The 26,319-nt window shown below is 67.7% G+C and carries 32 protein-coding genes; 16 read left to right on the top strand and 16 right to left on the bottom strand.

What is annotated here, in order from left to right; translation table 11 throughout:
- Positions 1 to 27 precede the first annotated feature (27 nt).
- The 7 genes from Q0672_RS16600 to ompR form a co-directional block, all read right to left on the bottom strand.
- On the bottom strand, positions 28 to 282 hold the full coding sequence (locus Q0672_RS16600; RefSeq protein WP_298624016.1) for a BolA family transcriptional regulator: 255 nt from the start codon (positions 280 to 282) through the stop codon (positions 28 to 30).
- 5 nt (positions 283 to 287) lie between these two features.
- On the bottom strand, positions 288 to 587 hold the full coding sequence (locus Q0672_RS16595; RefSeq protein ID WP_153159486.1) for a YciI family protein: 300 nt from the start codon (positions 585 to 587) through the stop codon (positions 288 to 290).
- Positions 587 to 1,123: a septation protein A gene (locus Q0672_RS16590; RefSeq protein ID WP_298624013.1), complete on the bottom strand. Its 537-nt coding sequence runs from the start codon at positions 1,121 to 1,123 to the stop codon at positions 587 to 589. Before Q0672_RS16590 ends, Q0672_RS16595 begins: the two co-directional genes overlap by 1 nt.
- Before the next feature lie 144 nt (positions 1,124 to 1,267).
- The gene (locus Q0672_RS16585) at positions 1,268 to 1,681 is read right to left on the bottom strand and encodes a group II truncated hemoglobin (protein WP_298624011.1); all 414 of its coding nucleotides are present in this window, start codon (positions 1,679 to 1,681) and stop codon (positions 1,268 to 1,270) included.
- Positions 1,671 to 2,381, bottom strand: a complete 711-nt coding sequence (locus Q0672_RS16580) for an MBL fold metallo-hydrolase (protein WP_228111725.1) — start codon at positions 2,379 to 2,381, stop codon at positions 1,671 to 1,673. The genes Q0672_RS16585 and Q0672_RS16580 overlap by 11 nt, the downstream gene beginning before the upstream one ends.
- 39 nt (positions 2,382 to 2,420) lie before the next feature.
- Positions 2,421 to 3,770: an ATP-binding protein gene (locus Q0672_RS16575; RefSeq protein ID WP_298624008.1), complete on the bottom strand. Its 1,350-nt coding sequence runs from the start codon at positions 3,768 to 3,770 to the stop codon at positions 2,421 to 2,423.
- A gap of 9 nt (positions 3,771 to 3,779) precedes the next feature.
- Positions 3,780 to 4,511 carry a two-component system response regulator OmpR gene (gene ompR / locus Q0672_RS16570; RefSeq protein WP_153159483.1) on the bottom strand — a complete coding sequence of 244 codons (732 nt, stop codon included), beginning with the start codon at positions 4,509 to 4,511 and terminating at the stop codon, positions 3,780 to 3,782.
- A gap of 163 nt (positions 4,512 to 4,674) precedes the next feature.
- On the opposite strand from ompR, the gene Q0672_RS16565 reads away from it, so the two are divergent.
- The 7 genes from Q0672_RS16565 to Q0672_RS16535 all read left to right on the top strand — a co-directional run bounded on the left by Q0672_RS16565 (position 4,675) and on the right by Q0672_RS16535 (position 9,161).
- Positions 4,675 to 4,998: a hypothetical protein gene (locus tag Q0672_RS16565; RefSeq protein WP_153159482.1), complete on the top strand. Its 324-nt coding sequence runs from the start codon at positions 4,675 to 4,677 to the stop codon at positions 4,996 to 4,998.
- A gap of 60 nt (positions 4,999 to 5,058) precedes the next feature.
- A complete protein-coding gene (gene tsaB / locus Q0672_RS16560) occupies positions 5,059 to 5,757 on the top strand; it encodes a tRNA (adenosine(37)-N6)-threonylcarbamoyltransferase complex dimerization subunit type 1 TsaB (protein ID WP_298624005.1) in 699 nt (232 codons plus the stop codon).
- A complete protein-coding gene (rimI, locus tag Q0672_RS16555; protein ID WP_153159480.1) occupies positions 5,754 to 6,206 on the top strand; it encodes a ribosomal protein S18-alanine N-acetyltransferase in 453 nt (150 codons plus the stop codon). Before tsaB ends, rimI begins: the two co-directional genes overlap by 4 nt.
- A 29-nt stretch (positions 6,207 to 6,235) precedes the next feature.
- On the top strand, positions 6,236 to 7,033 hold the full coding sequence (locus Q0672_RS16550; protein WP_298624030.1) for a uracil-DNA glycosylase: 798 nt from the start codon (positions 6,236 to 6,238) through the stop codon (positions 7,031 to 7,033).
- Positions 7,034 to 7,142: 109 nt separating this feature from the next.
- The gene (locus Q0672_RS16545; protein ID WP_153159479.1) at positions 7,143 to 7,760 is read left to right on the top strand and encodes a LemA family protein; all 618 of its coding nucleotides are present in this window, start codon (positions 7,143 to 7,145) and stop codon (positions 7,758 to 7,760) included.
- Between the two features lie 22 nt (positions 7,761 to 7,782).
- Positions 7,783 to 8,664 (top strand): TPM domain-containing protein, encoded by an 882-nt coding sequence (locus Q0672_RS16540; protein WP_298624000.1) that lies wholly within the window; start codon positions 7,783 to 7,785, stop codon positions 8,662 to 8,664.
- 14 nt (positions 8,665 to 8,678) lie between these two features.
- Positions 8,679 to 9,161 (top strand): TPM domain-containing protein, encoded by a 483-nt coding sequence (locus Q0672_RS16535; protein ID WP_298623998.1) that lies wholly within the window; start codon positions 8,679 to 8,681, stop codon positions 9,159 to 9,161.
- A 24-nt stretch (positions 9,162 to 9,185) separates the two neighbouring features.
- Here Q0672_RS16535 and Q0672_RS16530 read toward each other — a convergent pair whose 3' ends face one another.
- Positions 9,186 to 12,131, bottom strand: coding sequence for a PAS domain S-box protein (locus Q0672_RS16530; protein WP_298623997.1), 2,946 nt, complete (start codon positions 12,129 to 12,131; stop codon positions 9,186 to 9,188).
- Positions 12,132 to 12,238: 107 nt separating this feature from the next.
- Between Q0672_RS16530 and tadA the strand changes: the two genes are divergently transcribed.
- From tadA to Q0672_RS16515, 3 genes are read left to right on the top strand one after another with little or no spacing between them, the layout of a single operon-like run.
- Positions 12,239 to 12,736, top strand: coding sequence for a tRNA adenosine(34) deaminase TadA (tadA, locus tag Q0672_RS16525; protein ID WP_298623995.1), 498 nt, complete (start codon positions 12,239 to 12,241; stop codon positions 12,734 to 12,736).
- A complete protein-coding gene (locus Q0672_RS16520; RefSeq protein WP_153159475.1) occupies positions 12,730 to 13,209 on the top strand; it encodes a L,D-transpeptidase in 480 nt (159 codons plus the stop codon). The genes tadA and Q0672_RS16520 overlap by 7 nt, the downstream gene beginning before the upstream one ends.
- Positions 13,206 to 13,631 carry a GNAT family N-acetyltransferase gene (locus Q0672_RS16515; protein WP_298623992.1) on the top strand — a complete coding sequence of 142 codons (426 nt, stop codon included), beginning with the start codon at positions 13,206 to 13,208 and terminating at the stop codon, positions 13,629 to 13,631. The genes Q0672_RS16520 and Q0672_RS16515 overlap by 4 nt, the downstream gene beginning before the upstream one ends.
- A 55-nt stretch (positions 13,632 to 13,686) precedes the next feature.
- Here Q0672_RS16515 and Q0672_RS16510 read toward each other — a convergent pair whose 3' ends face one another.
- The 5 genes from Q0672_RS16510 to Q0672_RS16490 are packed head-to-tail and all read right to left on the bottom strand — an operon-like array spanning position 13,687 to position 18,177.
- On the bottom strand, positions 13,687 to 14,358 hold the full coding sequence (locus Q0672_RS16510; protein ID WP_298623990.1) for a dienelactone hydrolase family protein: 672 nt from the start codon (positions 14,356 to 14,358) through the stop codon (positions 13,687 to 13,689).
- A 46-nt stretch (positions 14,359 to 14,404) separates the two neighbouring features.
- Positions 14,405 to 15,484, bottom strand: coding sequence for an AmmeMemoRadiSam system radical SAM enzyme (amrS, locus tag Q0672_RS16505; protein ID WP_298623988.1), 1,080 nt, complete (start codon positions 15,482 to 15,484; stop codon positions 14,405 to 14,407).
- Positions 15,485 to 15,488: 4 nt separating this feature from the next.
- Positions 15,489 to 16,058, bottom strand: a complete 570-nt coding sequence (amrA, locus tag Q0672_RS16500) for an AmmeMemoRadiSam system protein A (protein WP_298623986.1) — start codon at positions 16,056 to 16,058, stop codon at positions 15,489 to 15,491.
- Entirely contained in the window at positions 16,045 to 16,863 is an 819-nt protein-coding gene (amrB, locus tag Q0672_RS16495) for an AmmeMemoRadiSam system protein B (protein WP_298623984.1), read from the bottom strand. Before amrB ends, amrA begins: the two co-directional genes overlap by 14 nt.
- Positions 16,864 to 16,905: 42 nt before the next feature.
- Positions 16,906 to 18,177 (bottom strand): MgtC/SapB family protein, encoded by a 1,272-nt coding sequence (locus Q0672_RS16490; protein ID WP_298623982.1) that lies wholly within the window; start codon positions 18,175 to 18,177, stop codon positions 16,906 to 16,908.
- Positions 18,178 to 18,320: 143 nt separating this feature from the next.
- Between Q0672_RS16490 and ispD the strand changes: the two genes are divergently transcribed.
- The 3 genes from ispD to thpR are packed head-to-tail and all read left to right on the top strand — an operon-like array spanning position 18,321 to position 20,039.
- Positions 18,321 to 19,028, top strand: a complete 708-nt coding sequence (gene ispD / locus Q0672_RS16485) for a 2-C-methyl-D-erythritol 4-phosphate cytidylyltransferase (RefSeq protein ID WP_298623980.1) — start codon at positions 18,321 to 18,323, stop codon at positions 19,026 to 19,028.
- Positions 19,025 to 19,516: a 2-C-methyl-D-erythritol 2,4-cyclodiphosphate synthase gene (gene ispF / locus Q0672_RS16480; RefSeq protein ID WP_298623978.1), complete on the top strand. Its 492-nt coding sequence runs from the start codon at positions 19,025 to 19,027 to the stop codon at positions 19,514 to 19,516. The genes ispD and ispF overlap by 4 nt, the downstream gene beginning before the upstream one ends.
- The gene (thpR, locus tag Q0672_RS16475) at positions 19,509 to 20,039 is read left to right on the top strand and encodes an RNA 2',3'-cyclic phosphodiesterase (protein WP_298623976.1); all 531 of its coding nucleotides are present in this window, start codon (positions 19,509 to 19,511) and stop codon (positions 20,037 to 20,039) included. The genes ispF and thpR overlap by 8 nt, the downstream gene beginning before the upstream one ends.
- 44 nt (positions 20,040 to 20,083) lie before the next feature.
- On the opposite strand, the gene Q0672_RS16470 is transcribed toward thpR, so the two are convergent.
- The 3 genes from Q0672_RS16470 to Q0672_RS16460 all read right to left on the bottom strand — a co-directional run bounded on the left by Q0672_RS16470 (position 20,084) and on the right by Q0672_RS16460 (position 22,440).
- Positions 20,084 to 20,914, bottom strand: a complete 831-nt coding sequence (locus Q0672_RS16470) for a PEP-CTERM sorting domain-containing protein (RefSeq protein WP_298623974.1) — start codon at positions 20,912 to 20,914, stop codon at positions 20,084 to 20,086.
- A gap of 215 nt (positions 20,915 to 21,129) precedes the next feature.
- Positions 21,130 to 21,570, bottom strand: a complete 441-nt coding sequence (locus tag Q0672_RS16465; RefSeq protein ID WP_284186870.1) for a host attachment protein — start codon at positions 21,568 to 21,570, stop codon at positions 21,130 to 21,132.
- Positions 21,571 to 21,660: 90 nt separating this feature from the next.
- Complete coding sequence (locus Q0672_RS16460; protein WP_298623971.1) at positions 21,661 to 22,440, bottom strand: zinc-dependent peptidase; 780 nt, start codon at positions 22,438 to 22,440, stop codon at positions 21,661 to 21,663.
- 114 nt (positions 22,441 to 22,554) lie between these two features.
- Between Q0672_RS16460 and Q0672_RS16455 the strand changes: the two genes are divergently transcribed.
- The 3 genes from Q0672_RS16455 to yaaA form a co-directional block, all read left to right on the top strand.
- Positions 22,555 to 24,771, top strand: coding sequence for a bifunctional (p)ppGpp synthetase/guanosine-3',5'-bis(diphosphate) 3'-pyrophosphohydrolase (locus Q0672_RS16455; RefSeq protein WP_298623969.1), 2,217 nt, complete (start codon positions 22,555 to 22,557; stop codon positions 24,769 to 24,771).
- A gap of 3 nt (positions 24,772 to 24,774) precedes the next feature.
- Positions 24,775 to 25,647 carry a cation diffusion facilitator family transporter gene (locus tag Q0672_RS16450; RefSeq protein ID WP_298623967.1) on the top strand — a complete coding sequence of 291 codons (873 nt, stop codon included), beginning with the start codon at positions 24,775 to 24,777 and terminating at the stop codon, positions 25,645 to 25,647.
- Positions 25,648 to 25,670: 23 nt separating this feature from the next.
- Positions 25,671 to 26,319: peroxide stress protein YaaA (gene yaaA / locus Q0672_RS16445; RefSeq protein ID WP_298623965.1), on the top strand; the 649-nt coding region annotated here is incomplete at its 3' end.

Raw genomic sequence — 26,319 nt, 5'->3', positions numbered from 1 at the left:
TCCTTGCGTGGTGTAGGGGGTGGAGATTTAAAGGTCTTCCGGGGTTTCTGCCTGGATGGCAAGGGCGTGGATTTCCTTACGCATCATGTCGCCGAGCGCATCGTAAATCATCCGGTGACGGAAAACGGTGTTCTTGCCGGCGAACGCCGCCGAGACAATGGACAGCCGGTAATGCCCGCCGCCCGAGCGGGCGCCCGCATGGCCGGCGTGCAGGGCGCTGTCGTCGATGAGCTCGACCTTGACCGGCGCCAGCACGGCCAGCCGCTGGCGGATCTCGTCCATGACGCTCACGGCAGGGTTTTCCGGAACGGCTTGACGGTACAGCGGGTGAACACGCCGGTGGTCATGTAGGGATCGGCCGCGGCCCAGGCTTCGGCGTCGGCGAGGGAAGGGAACTCGGCGATGATCACGCTGCCGGTGAAGCCGGCAGGGCCGGGGTCCGGTGAATCCACGGCAGGGCAGGGGCCCGCCAGGACCAGCCGGCCTTCGGCCTGCAGCGCCTGCAGGCGGGCGACGTGTTCGGGACGCGCGGCGAGACGCTTGTCCAGGGAGCCGGGGGCATCTTCGCCGATCAGGACATACAGCATTACTTGGGTTCCTCTTCAATGTAGCGGGACAGCAGCATTCCCTGGGCCAGCACGAACACGAGCATCAGACCCATGCCGCCGAAGAGCTTGAAGTTGACCCAGGTGTCTTCGGAAAAATTGTAGGCGATGAAGATGTTCAACACCCCCATCAGTGCAAAAAAACTGGCCCAGGCGAGGTTGACCGTCTGCCACAGGTGCTCGGGCAGCTTGAGCTGGGCTTCGAGCATCGTGCGGATGAGGTTCTTCTTGAGGACGTGGGCCGAGAACAGCAGCGCCACGGCAAAGAACCAGTAGAGCACGGTGGGCTTCCACTTGATGAAGGTGGGGTTCTGGAAGATCAGCGTGGCACCGCCGAAGATGGTGACGATCGCCAGGCTGACCCACAGCATCGTGTCGACCTTGCGGTGCCGGAACCACACCCAGGCGATCTGCCCGATGGTGGCGGCGATGGCCACGGCAGTGGCGGCAAAGATGCCGGCAAACTTGTACGCGACAAAAAACAGGATGATCGGGAACAGGTCGAAGAGGAATTTCATCGCAGGACGCTGGGAGACGGCTCGGCAGGACGCAGGAATGGCGACGGAAGGGCCGGCAGGGCCGGACGGTCCGGGTCGCAAACGGGCGTACTGTACTGAATTACAGCCGGCGCTGGAAGCACCCGGCAGGGATCGGCGAACGATTTATTCACGAGCGCCCGGTGGGTCGGCCTTGTTGCGCATGTGATCGGCGAGGCCTTCGATGGCGCCCCACAGGCGTGGCCGCAGCGGGTGGTCGGGAAGGACCTCGTCAAGGGCCAGGTTCATGCACATCAGCCACTGGTCGCGCTCGGCGCTGGTGATGGTGAAGGGCAGGTGGCGGGCACGCAGGCGCGGATGACCGTTGGCCTGCTCGTACAGCGGGGGGCCGCCGAGCCAGCCGCTCAGGTACATGAAGAGTTTTTCTTCCGAGCCGGAGAGATCCTCCGGGTGCATCTGGCGCAGTTCCCAGGCTTCCGGCAGGGTGTCCATCAGGGCGTAGAAGCGATGCACGAGGCGGCGAAGAGCGTCTTCGCCGCCAAGCTGGGCGTAGGCAGTGGTGGTTTGCTCAGGCGCCATGGACATCCAGCGAGCGGCTGCGACCGCAGTTGAGGTTGGCGGGCAGGGCTTCGTCCATCATCTCGGGGCGGGGCAGCTGGAGCGCCGCCATCTGTTCGATGAAGCTCTGGCGGTTGTGACCGCTGAAACGGGGGTTGCCCAGTTTTTCCTGGGCGATGCACGACACCCGGGCGCCGCGGTAATCGTGGCCGGGGTAGACCAGGGTTTCGTCGGGCAGCGTGAACAGCCGCTCCGTGACGCTGTCGTAGAGCTGGCCGGCGTCGCCACCCTGGAAATCGGTGCGGCCGCAGCCGCCGATGAGCAGCGCATCGCCGGTGAAGATGCGGTCGCGCCATTGGTAGGTCACGCAGCCCGGGGTGTGGCCCGGGGTGGGGATGACGCGGATCACCTGGTTGCCGAAGACGATGGTGTCGCCGTCGCCGAGCAGCCGATCGGCGCAGCCGGCGGCACCGGCCCGGCCCATGGCGCTGCGGGCGCCGGTAAGCTCGCACAGGCCGGCTGAGCCGGTGATGTGGTCGGCGTGGATGTGGGTTTCCAGCACCCAGTCGAGCTGCAGCTCCTGTTCCTGCAGGAAGCTGAGGTAGGCGCCCAGGTGGGCCTTGACCGAATCGATGATGATGGCGTCGCCGGTGACGGGATCGGCGAGCAGATAGGTCAGCGTCGAGCTGGCGTCGTCGAAGAACTGGCGGAACAGAATCATGGGTTTTGCGCCATAAAGGGGATTGCTCCGATTCTAGCTTTAACTCGGGTCCTTGGGCGCGGCCTGGAGCAGGATGTGGGCATCCAGCCCGCCGCCGGGGCGGGATGCCAGCTGGAATTCGCCAAATTGCCCGCGGATGATGCGGTCAACGATGGCGAGCCCGAGGCCTGACCCCTTGGTGTTGCTGCGGGCGGCCTCCAGGCGCGTGAACGGGCGCTTGACGCGCTCGGTTTCCGAGGCCGGGATGCCCGGGCCGCGGTCGAGTACGTGGAGCACCGGTCGGCCGTTGATCACGCCGGTTTCGAGTTCGGGTGGCCCGCCGGCGTAGTTGAGGGCGTTCTCGATCAGGTTGGTGACGGCCCGGCGCAGGGCCTGGGGCCGGGCCAGCGCAGGGGGGGCGCTGCTGCGCCGGAGGTCGATCGGGAAGCCGCGCCGGGCATACACGCCGGCAAGTTCGTCGGCGAGTTCGCCGAGATCGACGGCAGCGAGGGTTTCGCCGCCGTCGATGCGGGAGAACTCCAGGAACTGGCCGATGATCCGGTCCATGTCCTCGATGTCGGAGACCATCGCGTCCACGTCGGTTGGATCGGCGCCGCACATCTCGACGCCCAGGCGCAGGCGGGCGAGGGGGGTGCGCAGGTCGTGGGAGACGCCGGCGAGGATCAGCGCCCGGTCGGCGTCGAGCTGCTGGAGGTCGTTGGACATCTGGTTGAAGGCATGGGCGAGATCGGCGACTTCGGCGGGGCCGCTCTCTGAGAGCCGAGGCGGGATCTCGCCCCGGCCAACGGTGCGAGCAGCGGCGGCCATCGCGCGCAGCGGGCGGTTGAGCCGCGAGACGATCATGTAGGCGCCGAGCATCGCCAGGCTGAGCGCGGCCAGGCCCCACCACATCCACTCACGGGCGTGGGGGCGGATGATCCGCTCGGCGGGCAGCATCACCCAGAAATCCGCGTGGTCGGCCGGGTCGTCGGCCTCGATCCGGAAGCTCACCCAGAAGCCCGGCAGGCCTTCCCACGATGAGGCGAAGCGGGTTTCGGCGCCGAGCTGCAGGCGCACGTCAGTCATCACCTGACGCAGTACCGCGGTGTCTTCAAGCGGGGCGATCTTGTCCTGGGGCTCGGCCGGGTAGATGCGGATGCCTTCGAGGGTGGCCAGATCCAGCAGCAGATCCTTGCGCAGGGCCGGATCGGCGTTGAGCAGCGCGGTGCGGGTGAGGTTGATGATGCTGACGACGGTCTGGGCCGTCTGCCGCGCCCGGTTCTGCTGGTCGAAGTGGCTGAAGATGACGGACCACACCGTGACCGAGGCGAGCATCAGCACCGCCACCAACAGGAAGATTCGCCACAGCAGCGAGCCGGGCAGGAGGGCGCGGGGGTGAAGCGTCGACACGGATAGGCGTTATTGGGCGGTGTGCTTGTTGCCGTCGGGCACGAAGACGTAGCCGAAGCCCCACACCGTCTGGATGTAGCGGGGCTTGCCGGGGTCTTCCTCGATCAGCTTGCGCAGGCGGGAGATCTGCACGTCGATGGAGCGGTCGAAGACGTCGTACTCGCGGCCCCGGGCGAGCTCCATCAGGCGGTCGCGAGAGAGCGGCTGGCGCGGATGCTGGAGCAGCACCTTGAGGAGCGCGAATTCGCCGGTGGTGAGGAGGGTCTCCTCGCCGTTGCGGACAAGCACGCGAGAGCCCAGCTGCACGACGATCTGGCCAAAGCGCACGTCTTCGTCTTCGGTGGCGGGGGCGCCCGGCGGGGTTTGCGGCTGACGGCGCAGCACCGCGTGGATGCGGGCGACGAGCTCGCGGGGGTTGAAGGGCTTTGGAAGGTAATCGTCGGCGCCCATCTCGAGGCCGACGATGCGGTCCACGTCGTCGCCCTTGGCGGTGAGCATCACGATGGGGATCGGGTTGTTGGTGCCCCGCAGGCGCCGGCAGATCGACAGGCCATCCTCGCCAGGAAGCATCAGGTCGAGGACCATCAGGTCGAAATGCTCGCGCAGGATCGCGCGATCCATCTGGGCGGCGTCGCTCACCGTCTTGACGGCAAAGCCCTGCTCGCTCAGGTAGCGCTTCAGCAGATCCCGGAGGCGGAGGTCGTCATCGACGACCAGAATGCGATAGCTCTCTTTTTCCATGACCCGAATCCTAGCGCCTCGCCCGTCCGGCCGCCAGACGGGCGGGTGAGGGCGGGTAAGCAAACGTAAGCCGTGAAGGGGGTCTAACATCCTCTTACAAAGGTTGATTCCATTCTCGGAGGGGACTGCCAGAATCCAATTGGTCAGGTTAGGATTCAGCCCCATGGAACGTCAGAAGACATTGTCGACACTGCGTGCACTCGGCCTTCTCGTGGCAGGCGCCATCGGGCTGGGCGCTGGCAGCGCCGCGTCGGCCGAGGGTGTCGAGCGGGCGGGTGCGTGGTTGCGTTCCTACGCAGGCCCTTACGACCGGCAGGGGCAGATCCGCGATGCGCAGGGGCTCGTCCCCGATGCCCAGCAGCGCCGTCCCGAGGCCGAGGACAGCCGCAATCCGCGGCGCTGGTCGTCCGAGGAGCGCCGTCAGCTGCGTCACGATGTACATGAAGCCGGCCGTGATGTTTACGGCCCGATGCGCCGGCGCGACTGAGCTTAGATCGCGCAACGCCGCCGCGGCTCGCCGTCGCGGAAACGGTAGAATGCGCGGGCCATGAGAATCCTCGCCATCGAAACCTCCACCGAAACCGCTTCCGTCGCTCTGCTCGACGGCGAACGCATCAGCGAGCGGTCGGTTGCCGGTCGCCCCGGCCACTCCGAAACCCTTCTCCCCGAAATCCTTGGCCTTCTTGCCGATGCCGGCGCTCGGCTGGCCGATCTGGACGCCATTGCCTTTGGCGCCGGCCCGGGTGCCTTCACAGGCCTGCGGCTGGCCTGCGGCGTGGTGCAGGGGCTGGCGATGGGCGCTGGCAAGCCGGTGATCCCGGTCGGCACGCTGGAAGCGCTGGCGAGCCAGTGCGCGGACGAGTCCGGTGCAATCTTCGTTGCCGTGGATGCGCGGATGTCCGAGGTTTACTTTGCCGCCTACGAGCGTCGCGACGGCCAACTGGCTGAGCGCATGGCGCCCGCTTGTGCGGCGCCGGGCGAGGTGCGGCTGCCGGCAGAAGGCGAATGGTTCGGTTTTGGCTCGGCCTTCAAGGCCTATGGCGAGGCCCTTGTGCCGGCGGTTGGTGAGCGCCTGACGGGCTTCGATGCCTCGCCGGTGCCCCTCGCCTCGAGCGTGGCCCGACTGGCTGCGGTGCGTCTTGCCCGTGGCGAGACCATCGACGCGGCGCTGGCTGCGCCGCTCTACGTGCGCGACAAGGTGGCGATGACCACGGCCGAGCGCCTCGCCCGCGGTGGCAAGGCATGACCGTTGGCGATTTTCGCTTCGTGCCGATGCAGGAATCCGACCTGGACTGGGTCGCCGCCCAGGACCGGGTGCTTTACCCGTTCCCCTGGTCGGAGGGCAATTTCTCCGATTCCATGTCGGCCGGTTACAGCTGCTGGATGATGTTCGACGACGCGGAGCCGGTGGGCTACGCGGTGCTGATGCGGGTGATCGATGAAGCCCACATCCTCAACATCAGCGTCGTGGCCGATCGTCAGCGGGGCGGGCTTGGCCGGCGGCTCCTCGATCATCTGGCAAGCACCGCCCGGGAGGCGGGCGCGACGCAGCTCTTTCTTGAAGTGCGCCCGTCCAACGCTGCGGCGCTGGCGCTCTACGCGCGGGCCGGTTTCGAGACCATCGGACGCCGCAAGGGCTACTACCCGGCGGCCGGCGGTCGCGAGGACGCGCTGGTGATGAGGCTGCCCCTGTGACCCGACGCCGCGACGCGATCCTCCGGGAGATGGGGCTGGCGCCCCTGTGGCGGCTGCGCGGCGCCGAGCCGGTCGAGGAAGCGCAACCCGAACCACCGGTGCCTGTGCCCGAGCCGGTCGTCGCCGCGCCCGTTTCTGCGCCGGCTCCTGCATCCAGGCCGGTGCCGCTGGCGCGTTTTGTTCCGCCTGTTGCAGTGCCTACCGACGCGCCCGTCGAGGCGCCGGCGCGACGTCCGGCGCCACCGGGCGACATCGCCGGGCTGGGTTGGGACGATCTCGAAGCCCGCATCCGCGAGTGCGACGCCTGCGCCCTGTGCAAGCGTCGCAAGCAGGCGGTGCCCGGCGTGGGCGACCGGCAGGCGGACTGGCTTTTCGTGGGCGAGGGGCCGGGCGCCGAGGAGGACGAGCGGGGCGAACCCTTCGTCGGCCAGGCCGGACGGCTGCTCGACAACATGCTGGCGAGCATCGGCTTGGCACGGGGCAACGATGTGTACATCGGCAACGCGGTCAAGTGCCGTCCGCCCAACAACCGCACGCCGGAAACCGACGAGCTTGCGGCGTGCTTCCCGTATCTCGAGCGCCAGATTGCGCTCATCAAGCCGCGGCTGATCGTCGCCCTCGGCCGTCCGGCGGCCCAGGCGCTGCTCAACCAGGAAGTCCGGATCGCCGCGGCGCGGGGCAAGCTGTTCGAGTTCGGCGGCATTCCGGTGGTGGTCACCTACCATCCGGCCTATCTGCTGCGTAATCTGGCTGACAAGGCCAAGGCGTGGGAAGACCTGTGTTTTGCCCGGACAACGATGAAACGTCTGAAGGCCGATGCAGTCTGATTGCAAGATTTGATGGCGTCGGATGGGCGGTACCTTGGGTTTATCCCGAGTCGCTAGAATGGTTGATCGAGCTTTGGCTTCAGACACTTTTTCCTGACGAGGACACACCATGCGTATCAAGCTTTTCCTGTCGATGATCCTCTCGCTGCTGCTTCTGTCGGGCTGCGGCTACAACCAGATCCAGATCAACGACGAACAGGTCAATGCGTCCTGGTCTGAGGTGCTCAACCAGTACAAGCGTCGGGCCGATCTAATTCCGAACCTCGTGCAGGTCGTCCAGGGCTACGCCTCCCACGAAAAGGAAGTGCTGACCCAGGTGACCGAAGCCCGCGCCAACGTGGCGGGGATGAAGGTGACGCCGGAGTTAGTGAATGATCCGGAAGCCATGGCCAAGTTCCAGAAGGCCCAGGGAGACCTTTCCGGAGCGCTTTCGCGCCTGCTGGTGGTGACCGAAAACTACCCCAACCTCAAGGCCGACGCGAACTTCCGCGACCTGCAGGCCCAGCTCGAAGGCACCGAGAACCGCATCACCGTGGCCCGCAACCGCTACATCAAGGCGGTGCAGGATTACAACGTGACGGTGCGTACCTTCCCCAACAACCTCACCGCGATGGTGGTCGGCGCCAAGCCGAAGGCCAACTTCTCGGTGGAGAACGAAGCCGCCATCAGCGAAGCGCCCAAGGTCAATTTCGGCGCGCCGGCGGCTCCGGCCAAGCCGGCTCAGTAAGCCCGGCAAGGCGTATCCCGCCGTGGCGCTGGCGCGCGTGATCGGACTGCTGGCCGGGCTGTGGCTCGGGCTTTTCGGGCTGGCGTTTGCCCAGGAGTTGCAGCCGGTTCCGGCGCTCAGCGCCCATGTCACCGACACCGTCGGCCTGTTGCCCGAAGACCGGCGGCAGGCGCTGGAGTCGCAGCTTGTCCAGCTGGAAAAGGACAAGGGCGCCCAGCTGGCGGTGCTCATCGTTTCCACGACCCGACCCGAACCCATCGAGTCCTACTCCCTGCGCGTGGCGGAAGCCTGGCGGCTGGGGCGCAAGGGCGTCGACGACGGCGTGCTGTTCGTCGTCGCCCGGGACGACCGGCGGATGCGCGTGGAGGTTGGCTACGGGCTGGAAGGCGCGGTGCCCGACGCCATCGCCAAGCGGATCGTCGCCGAGGTGGTGGCGCCGCGTTTCAAGGCCGGGGATTTCCCTGGCGGCATCGAGGCCGGTGTTACGGCCCTGATCGCCCGGATCAATGGCGAGGCGCTGCCGGCGCCCGCGCCCGGCGCTGCCGGTGCCGATGACCAGCAGATGGGGCTGGAGGAGGCGCTGGTGCTCGGCATCATCTTTACGCTGGTCGTTGGCAGCGTGCTGAAGGCCATCTTTGGCCGTCTGCTGGGTTCGACCATCGCGGCCGGGATCGTCGGGGTTGGCGCCTGGACGCTGACCAGCGTGCTGCTGGTGGGCGCGGTGGGCGCGGTGCTGGCGTTCATCTTTTCGCTGGTTGCCGGTAGCGGTGGAGCAGGGCGTATCGGCGGCGGGCCGACCATCGGCGGTGGTTTTGGCGGGGGATTTGGCGGTCGCGGAGGTGGCGGCGGCTGGTCGGGCGGTGGTGGCGGTTTTGGCGGCGGCGGCGCGTCGGGAGGCTGGTGATGCGGATCGGACGTGTGCTTCGTCATCTCTTCACCCCGTCATGGGTGCTCGGCCGTACGTTTACGCCGGATGTGATGGCTGCCATCGACGCGGCGGTTGCGGCTTCCGAAGCGCGCCACCGGGGCGAGATCCGCTTTGCCGTCGAGGCGGGGCTGGATCTGCCTGAGCTCATGCGCGACGCCACGGCCCGGGAGCGGGCCGTGGAGGTGTTCTCGCGCCTTCGGGTGTGGGACACCGAAGAGAACACCGGCGTGCTGATCTATGTGCAGTGGCTGGACCGCCAGGTGGAGATCGTCGCCGACCGCGGCATCGCCCGGTGTGTGCCCCAGGTGGCCTGGGACGGCGTGTGTCGCACGATGGAGGCCGCCTTCCGTGACGGACGTTTTGGCGAGGGATCGGTTGAAGCGGTGCGTGCCGTGGGCGATCTGCTCGCGGGGCCTTTCCCGGCCCGGCCCGACAATCCCAACGAACTGCCGGATCGCCCGATCCTGCTTTAAGGCAACGGCCCGCCAGCGGCGGGTTCAGCTGCTCCCCAGCAGCGGCGTCTGGCCGATGCTGAAGTAGAGCGACGCGCCGTTGCCCACTTCGCCTTCGGCCCACACCTCGCCCCCGTGGCGGCGGACGATGCGGGCGACAGTGGCGAGCCCGATCCCCGTGCCGGGGAACTCCCGATCCGAATGCAGGCGCTGGAACGGCCGGAAGAGGTTCTCCCGGTAGCGCATGTCGAAGCCGGCGCCGTTGTCGCGCACCACGAAGGCATCGACGCCCTCGTGCACAGTGGCTTCGAAGCGGATCTCGGGGTGGTCGACCCGGCCGGTGAACTTCCAGGCGTTGCCCAGCAGGTTTTCGAGCACCGTGCGCATCAGGCTCGGGTCGCCCTCGACCTGCAGGTTGGGGGCGATGTCGATGAGCACCTCGCGGCTCGGCTCCTGCTGGCGGAGTTCCTCGCAGATCACCTGGGCGAGGTGGGTGAGGTCAACGGGGCGGCGTTCGAGCTCCTTCCGGCTGACCCGCGACAGGGTGAGCAGGTCGTCGATGAGCTGGCCCATGCGATGCACAGCGGCGCGGACGCGGCGGAGCAGTTCCTTCGCTTCCTCGTCGAGCTTGTCGCCGTAGTCGGAGCCGAGGATGGCGCTGTAGCCTTCGATGGCGCGCAGGGGGGCGCGCAAGTCGTGGGACACCGAATAGCTGAAGCTCTCGAGCTCGTTGAGGGCGGCGCTGAGCTGCGACGTGCGCTCGGCCACCCGGCGTTCGAGTTCGGTGTTGAGGCGCTTGATGGCGCGCTCGGCGAACTTGCGCTCGGTGAGATCGGTGCCGACGCCGACGATGTGCGGTTTGCCGTCGAGGATGACCCGGCGGCCCACGACCAGGAAGGGCACGGGCTCGCGGTCGACGCGGCGCAGCATGACCTCGGCCGAGGCTTCGCCGGAGATCAGCGCGGATTCGATGCGGTGTGCCATCACCGGCTCCTGCTCGGGGATGACCAGGGTTTCGGCCTCGGCGTTCTGGAGTTCGGTGTCGGGCAGGCCGGTGAGCTCGGAGACGAAGCGGTTCCACAGCACCAGCCGGCCCTGCTGGTCGAACAGGAAGAAGGGTGCCGGCAGGCTGTCGATCAGGCCGCGGGAGAAGTCGCGCTCGGCCTTGAGCTGTTCCTCGGCGAGCTTGCGGGCGGTGATGTCGCCGATCGAGCCGACGATGCGCACGGCGCGGCCCTCCTGGTTGCGGTGGGCGAGACCGCGGGCCAGCACCCAGTGGAACTTGCCGTCCTTGTCGGCAAGCCGGTATTCGGATTCGAAGTGGTCGGTCTCGCCGCGCAGGTGGGCGACCACGTCGGCCCGGTAGCGGGCGCGGTCGTCCGGGTGGATCAGCTTGAGCCATTCCTCGCCGGTGGTGCGCAGGGTGTCGCTCTTGAGGCCCAGCAGCGACAGCAGGCGCGACGACAGGTACAGGTGGCGGGTGTTCGGGTCCCAATCCCACAGGCCTTCGTTGGTGCCGCGCTGGGCGAGGACGTAGCGCTCCTTGGTGTCGCGCAGTTGCTCCTCGGCTTCGAGGTAGGCGGTGCGGTCCTCGACGATGCCCACGCCGCCGAAGATCACTTCGCCGGTGGCGTCGAACTCGGGCGCGACGCGGATCGACAGGATATGGACGTCGGTGGACAGCGGGGTGACGAAGGGCCCGTCGTAGGCACCGCGCTGGCCGGTAAGGGCGCGCTGGAGGATCGACAGGATGGCTTCGTCGCCGAGGGAGTGGAGATCGACGCCCTGCAGCTGCTCGGGCGAGGAGTGCAGGATTTCGGCCAGCCGGTTGTTGCAGTAGCTGATCTGCAGGTCGCTGCCGTAGTGGAAGATGCCCACCGGCGCGTTCTCGACCAGCGCCCGGTAGCGGGCCTGCTGCTCGACAACGGCCTGGTGGGCTGCGTGTTCGGCGGCCTGGTCGCGGATCACCAGCACCTCGCCGAGGCTGGCGTCGGCGGTGTCGTTGGGCGTGACGCGGATCGGCGCGCTGCTGTGGGCGATCGGCCGGCTTTCTCCGCGGCGATTGATGAGCCGGGTGTGGCCATCGGCGTCGTCCTCGATGCGGAAGATCGTGGTGAGGCGCTGGCCCCGGGCTTCGCCCTCGCTCCAGCCGGTGAGCGCCTCGGCCACCGGGTTCATGAGGGTGACGCGGTTCTGCGGATCGGTGGCGATCACCGCCTCGCCGATGCTGCGCAGGGTGACCTGCAGGTATTCGTGGGTGGCGCGTTCGGCGGTGTGGTCGGTGGCGTTGCCGACGATGGCCCGGAGGCTGCCGTCGGGTTTGCGCAGCAGGGTCATCGCGTCGCGCACCCACAGGGCTTCGCCCGCGGCGGTCTCGAGGCGGTATTCGACGGTGATGCCGACCGGCTCGGTGCCCGGCGTCTTGAGGGCGTCGCCGATCTGCGCCCAGACGCGGCCCAGGTCATCGGTGAGTACGCGGCGGGCGAAGTGATGCCAGCCGCCCGGCGCGCACAGTGCGTCGATCGGCGTGCCAAGCCAGCTCTCGGCGCAGTCCGAGATGTAGTCGTAGGACTCGTGGGTGGGGTTGAAGCGGTAAAGCACGTGCCGAACGTCCTTCAGCGCTTCGCGGAACAGCGGGTCGGGATCGGCAGGAAGGGGGCCGGCACCGAATTCGGTAGCGGGGGGCGGTGCAGTGGCGACCAGCGGCTGGATGACTGCGGGGGCAGGGGTGGCCCGGGCCGGGGAGTGCAGGACGAACAACAGGATGGCGGTGAGCCCGATCAGGAAACCGCTTGCGTAGCACGACAGGCTGGCAGGGAGGAGCTGCTCCGCCATGGTCATCAGCACCGTGGCGGCCACCGCGTAGAGTGCCGCCAGCGCGGCCGGATGGGCGCGCAGCAGCGCACCGCCGGCCTGGCTGGCCGACGGCGAGGCGACGGTTTGCGTGGCGGGCGAGTCGAGCATCGGTTCGCGGCCTGGGTCGGAAATCATGGGACCTTTCCAGTGGGGATTACCGTCATCGCTGTCAGGGCGGGCGTTTCCACGTTGGTGCTTTAAAATCTGTCTTTTTTGATCCGAGAGCCGGTTTCAGCCTTACCATGACTCCTACATGTCCCGAAGCGGACGCCCAATTCATGCGCCTTGCCCTCGATCTTGCCGAGGAGGCTGGCCGCTGCGGCGAAGTGCCGGTCGGCGCCGTGATCGTTGCGCCCGACGGACAGATCGTCGGCCGAGGTTTCAACCAGCCGATCGGACGGCACGACCCGACGGCCCATGCGGAAGTGATGGCCCTGCGCGACGCAGCCGCGACACTGGCGAACTATCGCATGCCGGGCTGCACACTTTACGTCACCCTTGAACCATGTGTCATGTGTGCAGGGGCGATTATGCATGCGCGGATCGCCCGGGTGGTCTTTGGCGCCAGCGACCCCAAAACGGGTGTCGCTGGTAGCGTAATCGATCTTTTCGGTGAGACACGCCTAAACCATCACGCCGAGGTGGCCGGAGGCGTGCTTGCCGACACCTGCGGCGGACTTTTGTCCGGTTTTTTTGCCGCCCGACGCAAGCGGCCGGCGGGAGCGACCCCCTCGTGCTGATCCGAATCCACATCCCCACCCAGACCCTCGACCTCATCGGCGATGACGGCGCCTGCGTCCGCCGCTATCTGGTCTCCACCGCGAAGAACGGCCCGGGTGAGCAGACTGGCAGCCACCGCACGCCCCGTGGGCGGCATGTGGTGCGGGCCAAAATCGGTGCCGGCCAGCCCATCGGTGCGGCCTTCCGCGGGCGCCGCCCGACCGGCGAGGTGTGGACGCCCGAGGTGGGCGCGCAGATGCCCGAGCGGGACTGGATCCTCACCCGCATCCTGTGGCTGTCGGGCAAGGAGCCGGGCGTGAACCGCCTGGGCGACGTGGACACCATGCGCCGCTACATCTACATCCACGGCACGCCGGATACCGAACCGATGGGCGTGCCGCTTTCCATCGGCTGCGTGCGGATGCGCAACCGCGAGGTGGCCGAGCTGTTCGATCTGGTGCCGGCCGGCACGCCGGTGGAGATCCTGGCGTGAGCGCGGCGCTGGCGGTCCGGCTGGGCAGCTGGGACGAGCTGTCGGCCCAGGCTTCGCCGATCCGCTTCACGGTTTTCGTGGATGAACAGAAGGTGCCGGTCGAGCTAGAACTGGACGAATTCGATCCGCTGTCGTGCCACGCGCTGGCGCTGGCGGGCGACGAAGCCGTCGGCACCGGCCGGCTGCTGCCCGATGGCCACATCGGGCGGATGGCGGTGCTGGCCGGCTGGCGCGGTCGGGGTGTGGGCGCGCTGCTGCTGCAGGCGCTGATCGACGAGGCGAAGCGTCGTGGCATGGCGCGGGTGGTGCTCAACGCCCAGACCCACGCGCTGGGCTTTTACGCGCGCTTCGGCTTCGTGCCGGAAGGCGAGGAATACGAAGAAGCCGGCTTGCCCCACCGGACGATGGGCCGCAGCCTTTGAATCGTCTGTTTCAAATAAAACTAATTTGGTTTTAAAGGCAACGCGTTCGGCGGCTTCAGGCTGCGCCCTGCTGGGCCGGTTTGCGTTCGAGATGGGCGCGGAACCACTCGATGGCCAGGGTGGCTGCGGCGTCGAGGGCGCCGGGTTCGCGGAAGAATTCGTCGGTGCCGGCAATCGAGCGCCACGTCTTGCGGCCGCCGATCAGGTCGAAGGCCTGGCGCACGTTGGGTAGGTTCTCGTCGTGGCTACCGACGATCATCAGGGTCGGGCAGGCGACCTGGCGTAGCGGCGTGATGCCGGCGAGGCCCGGTCGTCCGCCGCGGCACACGAAGGCGCCGATCATCTCGGGCTCGCGGGCGATGGCGCGGATGGCGGCGGCGCTGCCGGTGCCGCTGGCCGTGAGGCCGATGGGCAGTTCGACAAGCGGCGGCTGGTGGCGCAGCCATTCAAACAGGGCGTTGATGCGCTGGCCGAGGAGCGGCGTGTTGTAGCGGGTGTCCGGGTCGCGGTTTTCTTCGTAGCGGGTGAGCAGATCGAAGATCAGCGTGGAGTAACCGGCGTCCTGCAGGCGCTGGGCGAAGTGGGCCTCGCGGGATTCCCGGTGGTTGCCCACGGCGGTCTGGGCGATGACGATCAGCCCGGCGCTGTCCGGCGCGTGGGCCTGGAGCGCTTCCAGCCAGACGGGGCCGGCCGGGATGCTGAGTTCGGTGTGGCGCAGTTTCATCATGGGCGGGACGATCGCATGGGCCCTTGCCGGTGGACAAGGGAATGCGTCACCCGTTCTGGGCGTGGATGTGCACTGGTACACGGCGCGGCCCGAAAGCCCCGCGGAATTCGGCAAAGCGCCCGGCGACCGGCGTGCCGCAAGCCGCACAGGCGCCGTGGGCGTCGAGCCGGTAAGCGCCGATGGCGTACCAGTCGCGCTCGATGACCACCTGGCCGCAGCCGGGGCAGTAGGTTGAGCTGCCGTCGGGGTCGTGCACGTTGCCGGTGTAGACGTAACGCAGGCCGGCGTCCCGGGCGATGCGCCGGGCGCGGGTGAGGGTGGCGGGCGGCGTGGCGGGGATCTGGTCGAGCTTGTAGTCCGGGTGGAAGGCGGTGAAGTGGAGCGGCACGTCCGGGCCCAGTTCGGTGGCGATCCACTGGCTGAGCTGGGTGAGCTCGGCCTCGGAATCGTTGAGGCCAGGGATCAGTAAGGCGGTGATCTCGACCCACACGTCGGTGTCGTGATGCAGCCAGGCGAGGGTGTCGAGCACCGGCGTGAGATGCGCGCCGCACTGGTGTACGTAGAAGTCGTCGGTGAAGGCTTTGAGGTCCACGTTGGCGGCGTCCATCACCGCGAAGAACTCGCGCCGGGCGACCGGGTGGATGTAGCCGGCGGTGACCGCCACGTTGGCGATGCCTTGCGCGCGGCAGGCGAGGGCGGTGTCGATGGCGTACTCGGCGAAGATCACCGGGTCGTTGTAGGTGTAGGCCACGCTGCGGCAGTGGTGGCGGGCGGCGGCGTTGGCGATGTCGGCCGGGCCGGCGGAATCCATCAGCCGGTCCATGTCGCGGCTCTTGGAGATGTCCCAGTTCTGGCAGAACTTGCAGGCCAGGTTGCAGCCGGCGGTGCCGAAGGACAGCACGCTGCTGCCCGGGTAGAAGTGGTTGAGGGGCTTCTTTTCGATGGGGTCGATGCAGAAGCCGGAGCTGCGCCCGTAGGTGGTGAGCACCATTTTTCCATCGACCATCTGGCGCACGAAGCAGGCGCCGCGCTGGCCCTCGTGGAGCCGGCAATCCCGCGGACACAGGTCGCACTGGAGGCGGCCGTCGGGCAGCGGATGCCAGTAGCGGGCGGGATGGTCGGTCATGATGTCACTCCCGGCTGGGTGGCGGCTCGTACCACTTCTGGACCTGATAAACCGCGATCATCACGTTGGGCCCCCAGAAATCCACGGGCAGCCGGGCCTTCTGCTTGAGGGCGGCCATGAAGCTGGCCTTGTCGGGCAGCTGATCCCACACCTGGGGCAGGAAGGTGGCCTTTTGGCAGCCGTTGAAGAAGATCACGCCGTCGATGCCCGGGCGGATCTGGGCCAGGGCGTCGGCTTCGTCGCGGAACTCGAGGAACTCTGGTGCGCTGAGGAGCGACACCTCGACACGCACCTTGCCGAACTCGTCGGCCGACAGGGGCGGGAAGCGCGGGTCGGAGAAGGCCGCGGCGCGGGCGTTCTCGACCACATCGACACCCAGCGCCCGGTGGGCGTTGAGGCTGCCGATGCAGCCGCGGAGTTCGCCATCGATGGTGAGGGTGACGAAGGTGGCGCCGCGCTGGGCCAGCTGCGGATCGTCGAAGGTTGCCGGGGCAGGTAGGCCGAGTTCGTCGGCGATGGCCTTGCGGGCCTGGCTGAGGAGGACGCGGCCGAGGGGGTTGTCAGTGCTGGGCATGGTTGCGGTCTTCGGCAAAGGCGAGGGATGCGTAGCCAACCACCCGGTCGCGGTCACCGGCGGTGTCGCCGGAGTTGCGCAGATCAAGCAGGTGGGGCGCGAGATGATGGCGTTGGGCGGCGATCAGCAGCCCGTTGATGGCGCCGGCGCCACAGGCCTGCTCGCCGTCCAGGTGCGGATCGAGCTGGGCGATCATCGCGATGGTGGCCTTGTCGCGCCACTGGGCCTGGCGGTAGGGGTGGTAATGGGAGAGATCGGAGCTGATGACGATCAGCGTCTCGGGCCCACCCCACAGGGTTTCGAGCAGCCGGGCGACGAGGTTCGGGTCAACCTGGCCGACGGCGATCGGCAGGATCTCGAAGTGATCGAGGGTGGATTGCAGGAAGGGCAGCTGGACTTCGATGGCGTGCTCTTCGGCGTGGGGGCGGTCGTCCACCAGCACGCCGGGCAGCTCGCGGGCGGCGAGCCAGGCGGCGCGGTCGATGGCGACGGCGCCCAGGGGCGTGACGAAGGATTGGGCGGCGGGGACGGCCATCCCGCGCACCGCGACCCGGTGAGTGGGGCAGAGGATCAGCACCCGGCGTATCACGTCGCGGCGCAGGACGAGCTCGGCGTAGGCGCTGGCGGCGACCGCGCCGGAGTAGATGTAGCCCGCGTGGGGCACGATGATGGCCTTGGGCGAATGCACGACTTCGGCGGGCATCGCGCTGGCCAGGTAGCCCGAGATCTGGGCGTGAAGACTGTGGGGATCGGCCGGGTAGAACAGTCCGGCGACGGCGGGCAGACGCTGTGACGCTTGAGCCATGATTTCCTCTTGCCTTGAATGCTGGAGCGAAGCTTGATCCCATTATAGGGAGGTGTGCGCCAACCATGCGATGCCACCGGCGATTCCGGCGCCCACGGCCAGCATCCCGCCCACGACGCGCCGGCCAAGGATGCTGCCGCCAAGGGTGAAGGCGAGGGTCGACTTGAACGCCAGATTGGCCAGCATCGCCAGAAGGATGGCCACGGCGGCGGGGGTAGCGTCGAGCTTGCCCACGCTCAGCAGGCGCAGGGTGGACAGGGTGATGGCGTCCACGTCGGTGAGCCCGGAGACGAAGGCCAGCAGGTAAAGACCGCCGCGCCCGGCGATGTCCGACAGCCAGGCGGCGCACAGCAGCACGCCGGCGTAGAGCAGCCCGAAACCGAGGGCGGCGCGGAGTTCGGTCGGGTTGCGGGTTTCCGGCACCGGCAGCGCGCCCTGACCGGCCAGCTGGCGCCAGTTGAACGCAATCACCACCCCTCCGATCAGAACCGCCAGGCCGCAGCCCACGGCGAGCAGCGGCACCACAGATTGGGACAAGGCCCAGGCGATGCCGAGGATGCGCACCACCATGATGAGGTTGGCGAGGAGGATCACCAGCGTTGCAGTGGGGGCCATTGCCGGGTTCTCGCGGGCGTGGCGGGCGAACACCATCGTGGTGGCGGTGCTCGACACCAGCCCGCCCAGCAGCCCCAGCAGCGGCGCGCCGTAGCGGGCGCCCACGAAGCGCAGCGCCGCATAGCCGGCCAGGCTGACCCCGGCGATCAGCACCACCATCAACCAGACCTGATGGGGGTTGATCGCCTCGTAGGGGCCGAAACCCTGGTTGGGCAGGATGGGCAGCACGATCAGCGACAGCACCGAAAACTGCAGGATCGAGCGCCAGTCCTGGGCGGTGAGCCGGGCCGCGACGCCGCGCAGTTCCGACTTGTAATAGAGCAGCATCGTCGAGCCCACCGCAGCCATCACCGCCAGCCGCCCGTGGCCCAGCCACACCATCGCGCCCAGGCTGTAGCACACCAGCAGCGCGATCACCGAGGTGGTGCCGGGATCGTCGTCGGGCTCGGCCTGGCGGAGGTTGGCGGAGATGATCATCACCGCCACCAGCACAAAGCCGGCGACGATGAAAGCGGGCGTCGACAGCAGTTCGGCCAGCAGCGCCGACAGGGCGCCGAGCAGGCCGGTGAGGCCGAAGGTGCGCACGCCCGCGCGGGCTGCGGGTCGGCGTTCGCGCTCGAGACCCATCAAGAGGCCGATTGCGGTGGCGAGGGCGAGGGCTTCGAGCTGGCGCGGTTCAAACGGCAGGGAGAACAGCATGGCGACCTCGGCGGGGGCGATGTTTCATTTTGCGGCAGGAACGGCCCGAGCTGAAGCCCGGAATCAAGCCCTGATGCGGTTTTCCGGCACGGTCGCGGGCCAGGCCGGGCAGGCGGGGCAGCAGTTGAGGTTAAAATGCGCCGATGCGAACCCACACCAGCCGTTGCTTCGCCATCGTGCCCGCCGCCGGAAGCGGCAGCCGGATGAAGAGCGAACACCCCAAACAGTATCTGCCCCTGCTCGGCGAACCCCTGATCCGTCACACCCTCGGCGTGCTGTGCGCCTCGCCGGTGATCGACCGGGTTTATGTGGTGCTGTCGGTGGGCGACCAGGAATGGGACCGCCACGACTGGCGTCCGTTCGGCGACCGCCTGGTGCCGCTGTTCTGCGGCGGTGTGTCCCGGGCCGAGAGCGTGCTCAACGGCCTCCGGGCGATCGCCGAGCACACCGCCGAATCCGACTGGGTGTTGGTGCACGACGCCGCCCGCCCGTGCCTCGCGCCCTGGCACATCGAAACCCTGGTGCATGAGCTCATCCACGACGAGGTGGGCGGCATCCTGGCGGTGCCCGTCGCCGACACCCTGAAGCGCGAGGACAGCACCCACCGCATCGCCGACACCGTCGCGCGGGACGGCCTGTGGCAGGCCCAGACGCCCCAGATGTTCCGTTACGTGATGCTCAAGCGCGCCCTCGAGAGCGCCCGCCACGTGACCGACGAGGCCAGCGCCATCGAGGCCATGGGCCTGCGCCCGCGGCTGGTGCGGGGCGATCCCACCAATCTCAAAGTCACCTATCCCCTCGACCTGCATCTGGCCGAGTGGATCCTCCAGCACCGCGAGGGCAAAGAATGAATGTTCCGTTTCGCATCGGGCAGGGCTTTGATGTCCACGCCCTGGTTCCCGGCCGTCCGCTGATCATCGGCGGCGTGACGATTCCCTACGCCCGCGGCCTGCTTGGCCATTCTGACGCCGACGTGCTGCTGCACACCATCACCGACGCGATCCTCGGCGCCGCTGGCCTCGGCGACATCGGCCGGCATTTCCCCGACACCGACCCGCGTTTCGAGGGCGCCGATTCCCGCGTGCTGCTGCGCGAGGCTGCGGCCGCGGCCCGCGCCGCCGGCTGGCAGACGGTGAATGTGGACGCCACCGTGATCGCCCGCGCGCCGAAGATCCTGCCCCATGTGCCGGCGATGATCGCCAACATCGCCGCCGATCTGGGCGTCGAGCCGGCGGCGATCAACGTGAAGGGCAAGACCACCGAGAAGCTCGGCTTCACCGGCCGGGGCGAGGGCATCGCGTCCCAGGCGGTGGCGCTGCTCGCCCGGGTGGATGGGTGAAGCCACGCGCCGCGTCTTCCTGGCCCTGGGGCCGGGGGATGATGTGGCGGAGCGCCTGTCTGGTCTTGCCGCTGAGGTCCATCAGGCCTGCGGCGGGCGGCAGATGCGCCGCGACACACTGCACCTGACTCTGGCTTTCCTCGGCGACGTGGCCGAAAGTCGCCTTCCCGCGTTGTGTGCGGCGATGGCGGCGGTGCGGGGCGAGGTGTTTCCGCTGCGCATCGACCGCCTCGGTTACTGGCCCCACAACCACATCGTGTGGGGCGGTTGTTCCAGCACGCCGCCGCAGTTCCTGCGGCTGGTCGCCGACGTGCGCGAGGCGCTGGCCGGTGCCGGCTTTGCCCACGCGGGCGAGGCGGCTTTCGTTCCCCATCTCACCCTGCTGCGCAATTCCCATCCGTCTGCCGCGCTGCCGGACTTCGCGCCCATCGACTGGCCGGTGGCCGGTTTTGCGCTGGTGGCGTCGACTCTCTCGCCGGAAGGTCCGGCCTACGTTCAGCTTGCAGCCTGGCCGCTGGCGTAAAAAAAGCCGGCGGCTGCCGGCTTCAAATTCTTCAAGCGTTGTTTTTATGCGTTGTGGCGGCGCCGGGCGAGGCCGGCCAGCGCGAGGCCGGCCAGCACCAGGGCAGGAATCGCAGGTTCGGGCACCGTCGAGGCGGCCACGTTGAGGGCCACGATGTCGTTGGCGCACAGCATCGTCCACTGGACGCTGAACGCTTCCGACGGGTTCATGCCCTGCCAGTGGCTGCCAAAGGCATCCACCGGAATCTCCACTTCATAGAACCAGTGGTTGCCACCCAGGATGCCCATGTTGGTGAAGGCATTCGAGATTGCGACGCTGGCGTTGCCCACGTCGGTGCCGCTGGCCACCTTGGTCACGTAGGGCGAGGCTTCAGGCGCAAACACGCCGGGCGAGCTCCACAGGCCGGTGGACCAGTTGGCGTTGGTGGTGGCGACCACGTCGCCGCGCAGCAGGGTGGCGCTGCGGTTGGCGGTGAGGATGCCGAAATCCCAGCTGCCGTTCTTGCCGAAGTCGATGGCGATGTCGCCACGACCGTAGCTGTTGCTGGTGGTGGCGGTGTTGGGGTCGTGGCCGGTGACGACGCCCACGTCGAGGTAGGTCTTGCCGTCGGCCTTGGTCTGCCAGGTGACGTAGATGGCTTCGGCGTCGTAGGCCTGGCCGCCCCAGCCGGGGCTGAGGAAGCCGCTCATGGCGTCGCTCTGGTCTTCGACGGCGTAGTTGATGCCGGTCTTGGGCGTCCAGCCGGCGGTGGTGCCGTTGTTGGTGATCCCCCAGTCGGTGAAGTTGCCGTCGATCGTCACGCTGGCGGCGGAAGCGGAAAACGGGGCGGCGAGGGCACAGGTGACGGCGAGGCCGGCGAGGAAGTTCTTTCTCATGATGCACACCAAACTGGATGGGATGGCGGCGAGAATAGGTGTGCGGCAGGCAATGACTGCGGCACTTCCTCACGGATTACGGGTGGGTTTGGGGCAAAGAACAGGCGGATGCGACGGGTATCACATCCGCCTGAAAGCGCGGTGTTTCCCTCAGGCTGAAAAGCGCGTTCCGGGGTGCGTCACGCCACCGGAGCCCGAGGGAGCACGCGGGGAGGTCAAACGAGCATGCAGTTGCCGAGGTGACCACGCAGGTCGGGTTCGGAGGTTTTGGTGTAATCCTTCTCGAGGCGGTCGGTGATCATCTGGGCGGTGGGGCCATCGAGATTGGCGTTGATCATGCCCATGAACGACGGCGGCGCGACGAGGATCGCGCGGGCGAATTCGTTGCGGCTGCGGCCGAGGTAGAGCTCCTTGGCCAGGGCCTGGGCAAACTGCTTGGCGGCGTTGAGCTTGGGTGGGGTCTGCTGTTCCCGGGCGCCGTGGCCGCTGCCGCTGGCCTGCATCTGGCCGGCGCGATCGGACGACAGTTCGGCATTTTTCATGCGGCTTTCGGGATGGACGAGTTCCTTTACGAGCTTGAGTCCCTGCTTGGGACCGAAGTTTGCATACAGTCGGGCGAGGCTTGCGTTGGCTACCAGAATCCACGTAATGGCCATGAATCACTCTCCACATAGTCGGAAATGCCACAGCGGCCTAGTCACTTTAGACAGCGCCCGGCCAACTAGCAAAGAATTGTTTCGGCAATGCTATTCACCTGATCCGGGCTGCCCTTCGCGGGTCGCTGGCTCCTGGCGGTAATAACGGGAAAGCTGGGCGTAGACGTCCGGATATTCGTGGCGGAGCAGGCCCGGCGTCTCGAAGAAGGCCTCGCTCATCACGGCGAAGAACTCCGACGGATGATCGGCGCCGTAGGGGTCGAGGGCGGTGTCCTCTCCGTCGTCCACCCGCTGGCAGAAGTCGTCGTAGGCCGGCTGGAAGGCCGCGGCCCAGGCTTCGGGGCTCATGTCGGGGGGCAGGGCGGGGAAGCCGTCCACCTCGCCGTTGCCCATGTCGAGCTTGTGGGCGAATTCGTGGATCACCACGTTGATGCCGTCGATGGCGCCCGTATCTTCGGACCACGAAAGGATCACCGGCCCGCCTTCCCAGGCTTCGCCCAGCACTTCGTCGTCGTATTCGTGCACCACGCCGTCTTCGTCGACGATGCTGCGGGGGATCACGAAATCGCCCGGATACACCACGATCCCGACCCAGCCGACGTAGGCGTCGAGGCCGATGTGCAGCACCGGCAGGCAGGCCTGCAGGGCGATGGAGAGGAGCATGTCGTCGGTGACGACGAGGCCCTCGGCGCCGTGGACTTCCTTTTCGGTCAGGAACTCCAGCGCCATCTGGCGCAGCCGGGGGCGCTCGTCGGGCGGCAGGTAGGCGAGGAAGGGCAGGCGGGCTTCGACGCGGTTCCACTGCTTGGGCGGAACCTGCATGCGGCTGGCGGCGCGGCGCCGGCGCCATTTTCGGAAGGCTGAGAACATCGGGGGAAATCGCTGGTCGAAGGGCTGGCTTTCGGCGGGAAGGGCGTGCCGCCCGTCACCGCCGGTACGATCAAGATCAAACGCTGCAACGGCAGCCTATAGGATAATGTCGGCATGGTCGCCGTTACGCATTCGATTTCCCAGTCCGCATCCCCATCCTCCGCCCTCGCGCTGCTGAGCGAAGGGTTGCTCCCCGAAGACGTCCGCCGGGTTGCCGACGCCCACGAGTGGGCCCAGGCGCTGTATGCCGATCGCAGCCTTGGCACCCGCGAGCCCGTGTGGCCCCACGCCCTCGGCACGGCGCTCATCGTGGCGTCCCTGCGCCTCGACGCCGACGCGCGGATCGCCGCGCTGTGCTTTGCGGTGGGTGACGTGCTGCTCCATCCCACCGACGAGATCACGCTGCGGTTTGGCGATACCGTCGCGCGGCTGGTGGATGGCCTGCGCCGTCTCAACGGCCTGCGTGTCATCACCCGCATGAACACCTCTACCAGTGCGCCGGAGATCCGCGCCCAGAGCGAGGTGTTGCGCAAGATGCTGCTGGCGATGGTCGAGGATATCCGCGTGGTGCTGCTGCGGGTGGCGTCGCGCACGCAAACCCTGCGCTACTTCACCGATCACCCGGGCGTGATCCGCGAATCCATCGCCCGCGAGAGCCTCGACATCTACGCGCCGCTGGCCAACCGGCTGGGCATCTGGCAGCTCAAGTGGGAGCTGGAGGATCTGTCCTTCCGCTTCCTCGAGCCCGAAACCTACAAGCGCATCGCCCGGATGCTCGACGAGCGGCGGGTGGAGCGCGAGCAGTTCATCGTCGATTCGGTGGCGCGCCTCAAGAACGAGATCGCCGCCATCGGCATCAAGGCCGACGTCTATGGCCGGCCCAAGCACATCTACAGCATCTACAACAAGATGCGCGCCAAACGGCTGGATTTCTCGCAGATCTTCGACGTGCGTGCGCTGCGCGTGCTGGTCCAGGAGGTGAAGGACTGCTACGCCGTGCTGGGCATCGTGCATCAGATCTGGACGCCGATCCCCAAGGAGTTCGACGACTACATCTCGATGCCCAAGGGCAACAACTACCAGTCGCTGCACACCGCGGTGTATGCCGCCGACGGCCGCTCGCTGGAAGTCCAGATCCGCACCCACGGCATGCACAACCATGCGGAGCTGGGCGTGGCGGCCCACTGGCGCTACAAGGAAGGCAGCGGCAACGCCACCAACGCCGACTACGACGAGAAGATCGCGCTGCTGCGCAGCCTGCTGTCGTGGCGCGACGAGGTGACCGACGCGGCCGACTGGGTCGAGCAGTTCAAGCGCGCCTCGCTGGACGACACGATCTACGTGCTGACGCCCCAGGGCCGCGTGATCGACATGCCCCGCGGCGCCACGCCCATCGACTTCGCCTACCGGGTGCACACCGATCTGGGCCACCGCTGCCGGGGCGCCAAGGTCAATGGCCAGCTGGTCACCCTCAACACGCCCCTCGAGAACGGCCAGACGGTGGAGATCATGTCCACCAAGGAAGGCGGGCCTTCCCGCGACTGGCTCAATCCCCAGCAGGGCTACGTGGCCACGCCCCGGGCCAAGCAGAAGATCAAGCAGTACTTCAGCGCCCTCGAAGAAGAGGAGATGCTGGTCCGCGGGCGCAGCGTGCTGGTCAAGGAAATCCAGCGCGAAGGCCACGGCCAGGCCAACATTGATGAGCTTGCCACGCGCCTGGGCTTCAAGAACGCCGAGGCGCTGTTCATCGCCGCCGGGCGGGGAGAGGTGGGCCCGCGGGCGATCCAGACCGCCCTGCGCGGCGCTGACGCGGATGAGATCGCGGCTGAAGAACCCGAGGTCGTCATCGGCAAGAGCCACGCGGGCGATGCGGGCGACACCATCCTCATCGTCGGCGTCGGCAAGCTGATGACGTCGCTGGGCCGCTGCTGCAAGCCGGCGCCACCGGACGCGATCCAGGGTTACGTCACCCGTGGCCGCGGCGTGTCGATCCACCGGGTCGACTGCCGCGACTTCCAGTCCCTCGTCAAGCGCCATCCGGAGCGTCTGGTGAGCGCCGAGTGGGGCGGCACCGGCCGGGCTGGCGCCGCCAAGGACGCCGTGTTCCCGGTGGATATCCTGGTGCACGCGATGGACCGTCAGGGCCTCCTGCGCGACATCTCCGAGGTGCTCTCGAAGGAGAAGCTCAACGTGATCGCCGTGAACACCCTCAGCCGCAAGGGCTCGGCGCGGATGCGCTTCACCCTCGAAGTGCAGGGCGTGCAGCAGATTCAGCGGGCGCTCACCCTGATCCGCGAAGTGAAGGGCGTGACCGACGTGGAGCGCGGCTGAGCGATGACCGGCAGCACCGGCATGGACCGCCACCACTTCGCGTGGCTGTCGATCGCGGCGGCCATCTCGACCATCGCCTTCAAGGCCTTTGCGTGGTGGATCACCGGCTCGGTCGGGCTGCTGTCGGATGCGCTGGAATCCTTCGTCAATCTGGCCGGCGCGTCGTTTGCGCTGTGGATGATCATCGTCACCCGGGCGCCGGCGGACCGGCGGCACCCGTTCGGCCATGGCAAGGCCGAATACTTTTCAAGCGGCTTCGAGGGCATCCTGATCCTCGGCGCCTCGGTCGGCATCATCTGGGCGGGCGCCGAAAGGCTGATCCAGCCCAAGGACATCGAATCGCCGGGCTGGGGCCTGGCGTGGTCGGCGGTGGCGACGGCGGTCAATCTGGTGGTCGCCCGGGTGCTCGGGCGGGCCGGCGAGCGCTTCAACTCCATCGCCCTCAAGGCTGATTCGCGCCATTTGATGACCGACGTATGGACCTCCGTCGGCGTGATCGCCGGCGTGGGGCTGGTGGCTTTAACTGGCTGGCTGATCCTCGACCCGCTGATCGCCATTGCGGTGGGCCTCAACATCACCCGCGAGGCCGTGCGGCTGGTGCGCGAATCCGTCGATGGGCTGATGGACCGCAGCCTCGAACCCGAAGCGCTGGCCCGCGCCGAGGCCGTGCTCGAAGACTTTCGCGCCCGCGGCGTGAGCTACCGAAATCTGCGAACCCGGCGGGCCGGCGTGTCGGCCTTCGTGCAGCTCACGGTGCTGGTGCCGGGCGAATGGACGGTGCGCGAAGGCCATTCGCTGCTGGACGAAATAGAATCCGCCCTTGCCGGGGTGTTGCCCGGCACCGAGGTGACGACCCACCTCGAACCTCTTCCCTGAATTCAACTGGTTGCGCCTGCATCATGATTTTCGTGTTGTCCCCCGCCAAGGCCCTCGATTACGAGTCGCCCCTCGCCACGCCCCGTCACACCCAGCCCGACTACCTCGACGATGCCGCCGAGCTGATCGCCGGCCTGCGTGAGCTCTCCCACGCCCAGGTGGCCGAGCTGATGAGCCTGTCGGATCAGCTCGCCGCCCTCAACGTTGCCCGCTACGCCGAGTGGTCGCGCCCGTTCTCGCCCGACAACGCCCGCCCGGCGGTGCTCGCTTTCAACGGCGACGTGTACGACGGCCTCGACGCCCGCACCCTCACCGAGGCCCAGCTCGATTACGCCCAGCGCCATCTGCGCATCCTCTCCGGGCTGTACGGCCTGTTGCGTCCGCTGGATCTGATGCAGGCCTACCGCCTCGAGATGGGCACCCGCTTCCGGAACGGCCGCGGCAAGGATCTCTATGCCTTCTGGGGCATGACCCAGACCGACGCCCTCAACCGCCTGCTGGCCGCCGAGGCCGACGCCGGCCGCGAGCCGGTGCTGGTCAATCTGGCGTCCGAGGAATACTTCAAGTCGGTCAAGCCGGCCAAGCTCAAGGGTCGGCTCCTCAACGTGGCCTTTGAGGACTGGAAGGGCGGGCGCTACAAGATCATCAGCTTCTACGCCAAGCGCGCCCGCG

This window comes from uncultured Zoogloea sp., assembly GCF_937894855.1.
Classification (GTDB): Bacteria; Pseudomonadota; Gammaproteobacteria; order Burkholderiales; family Rhodocyclaceae; genus Zoogloea; species Zoogloea oryzae.
This window is presented reverse-complemented; position numbering and strand designations above follow the sequence as displayed.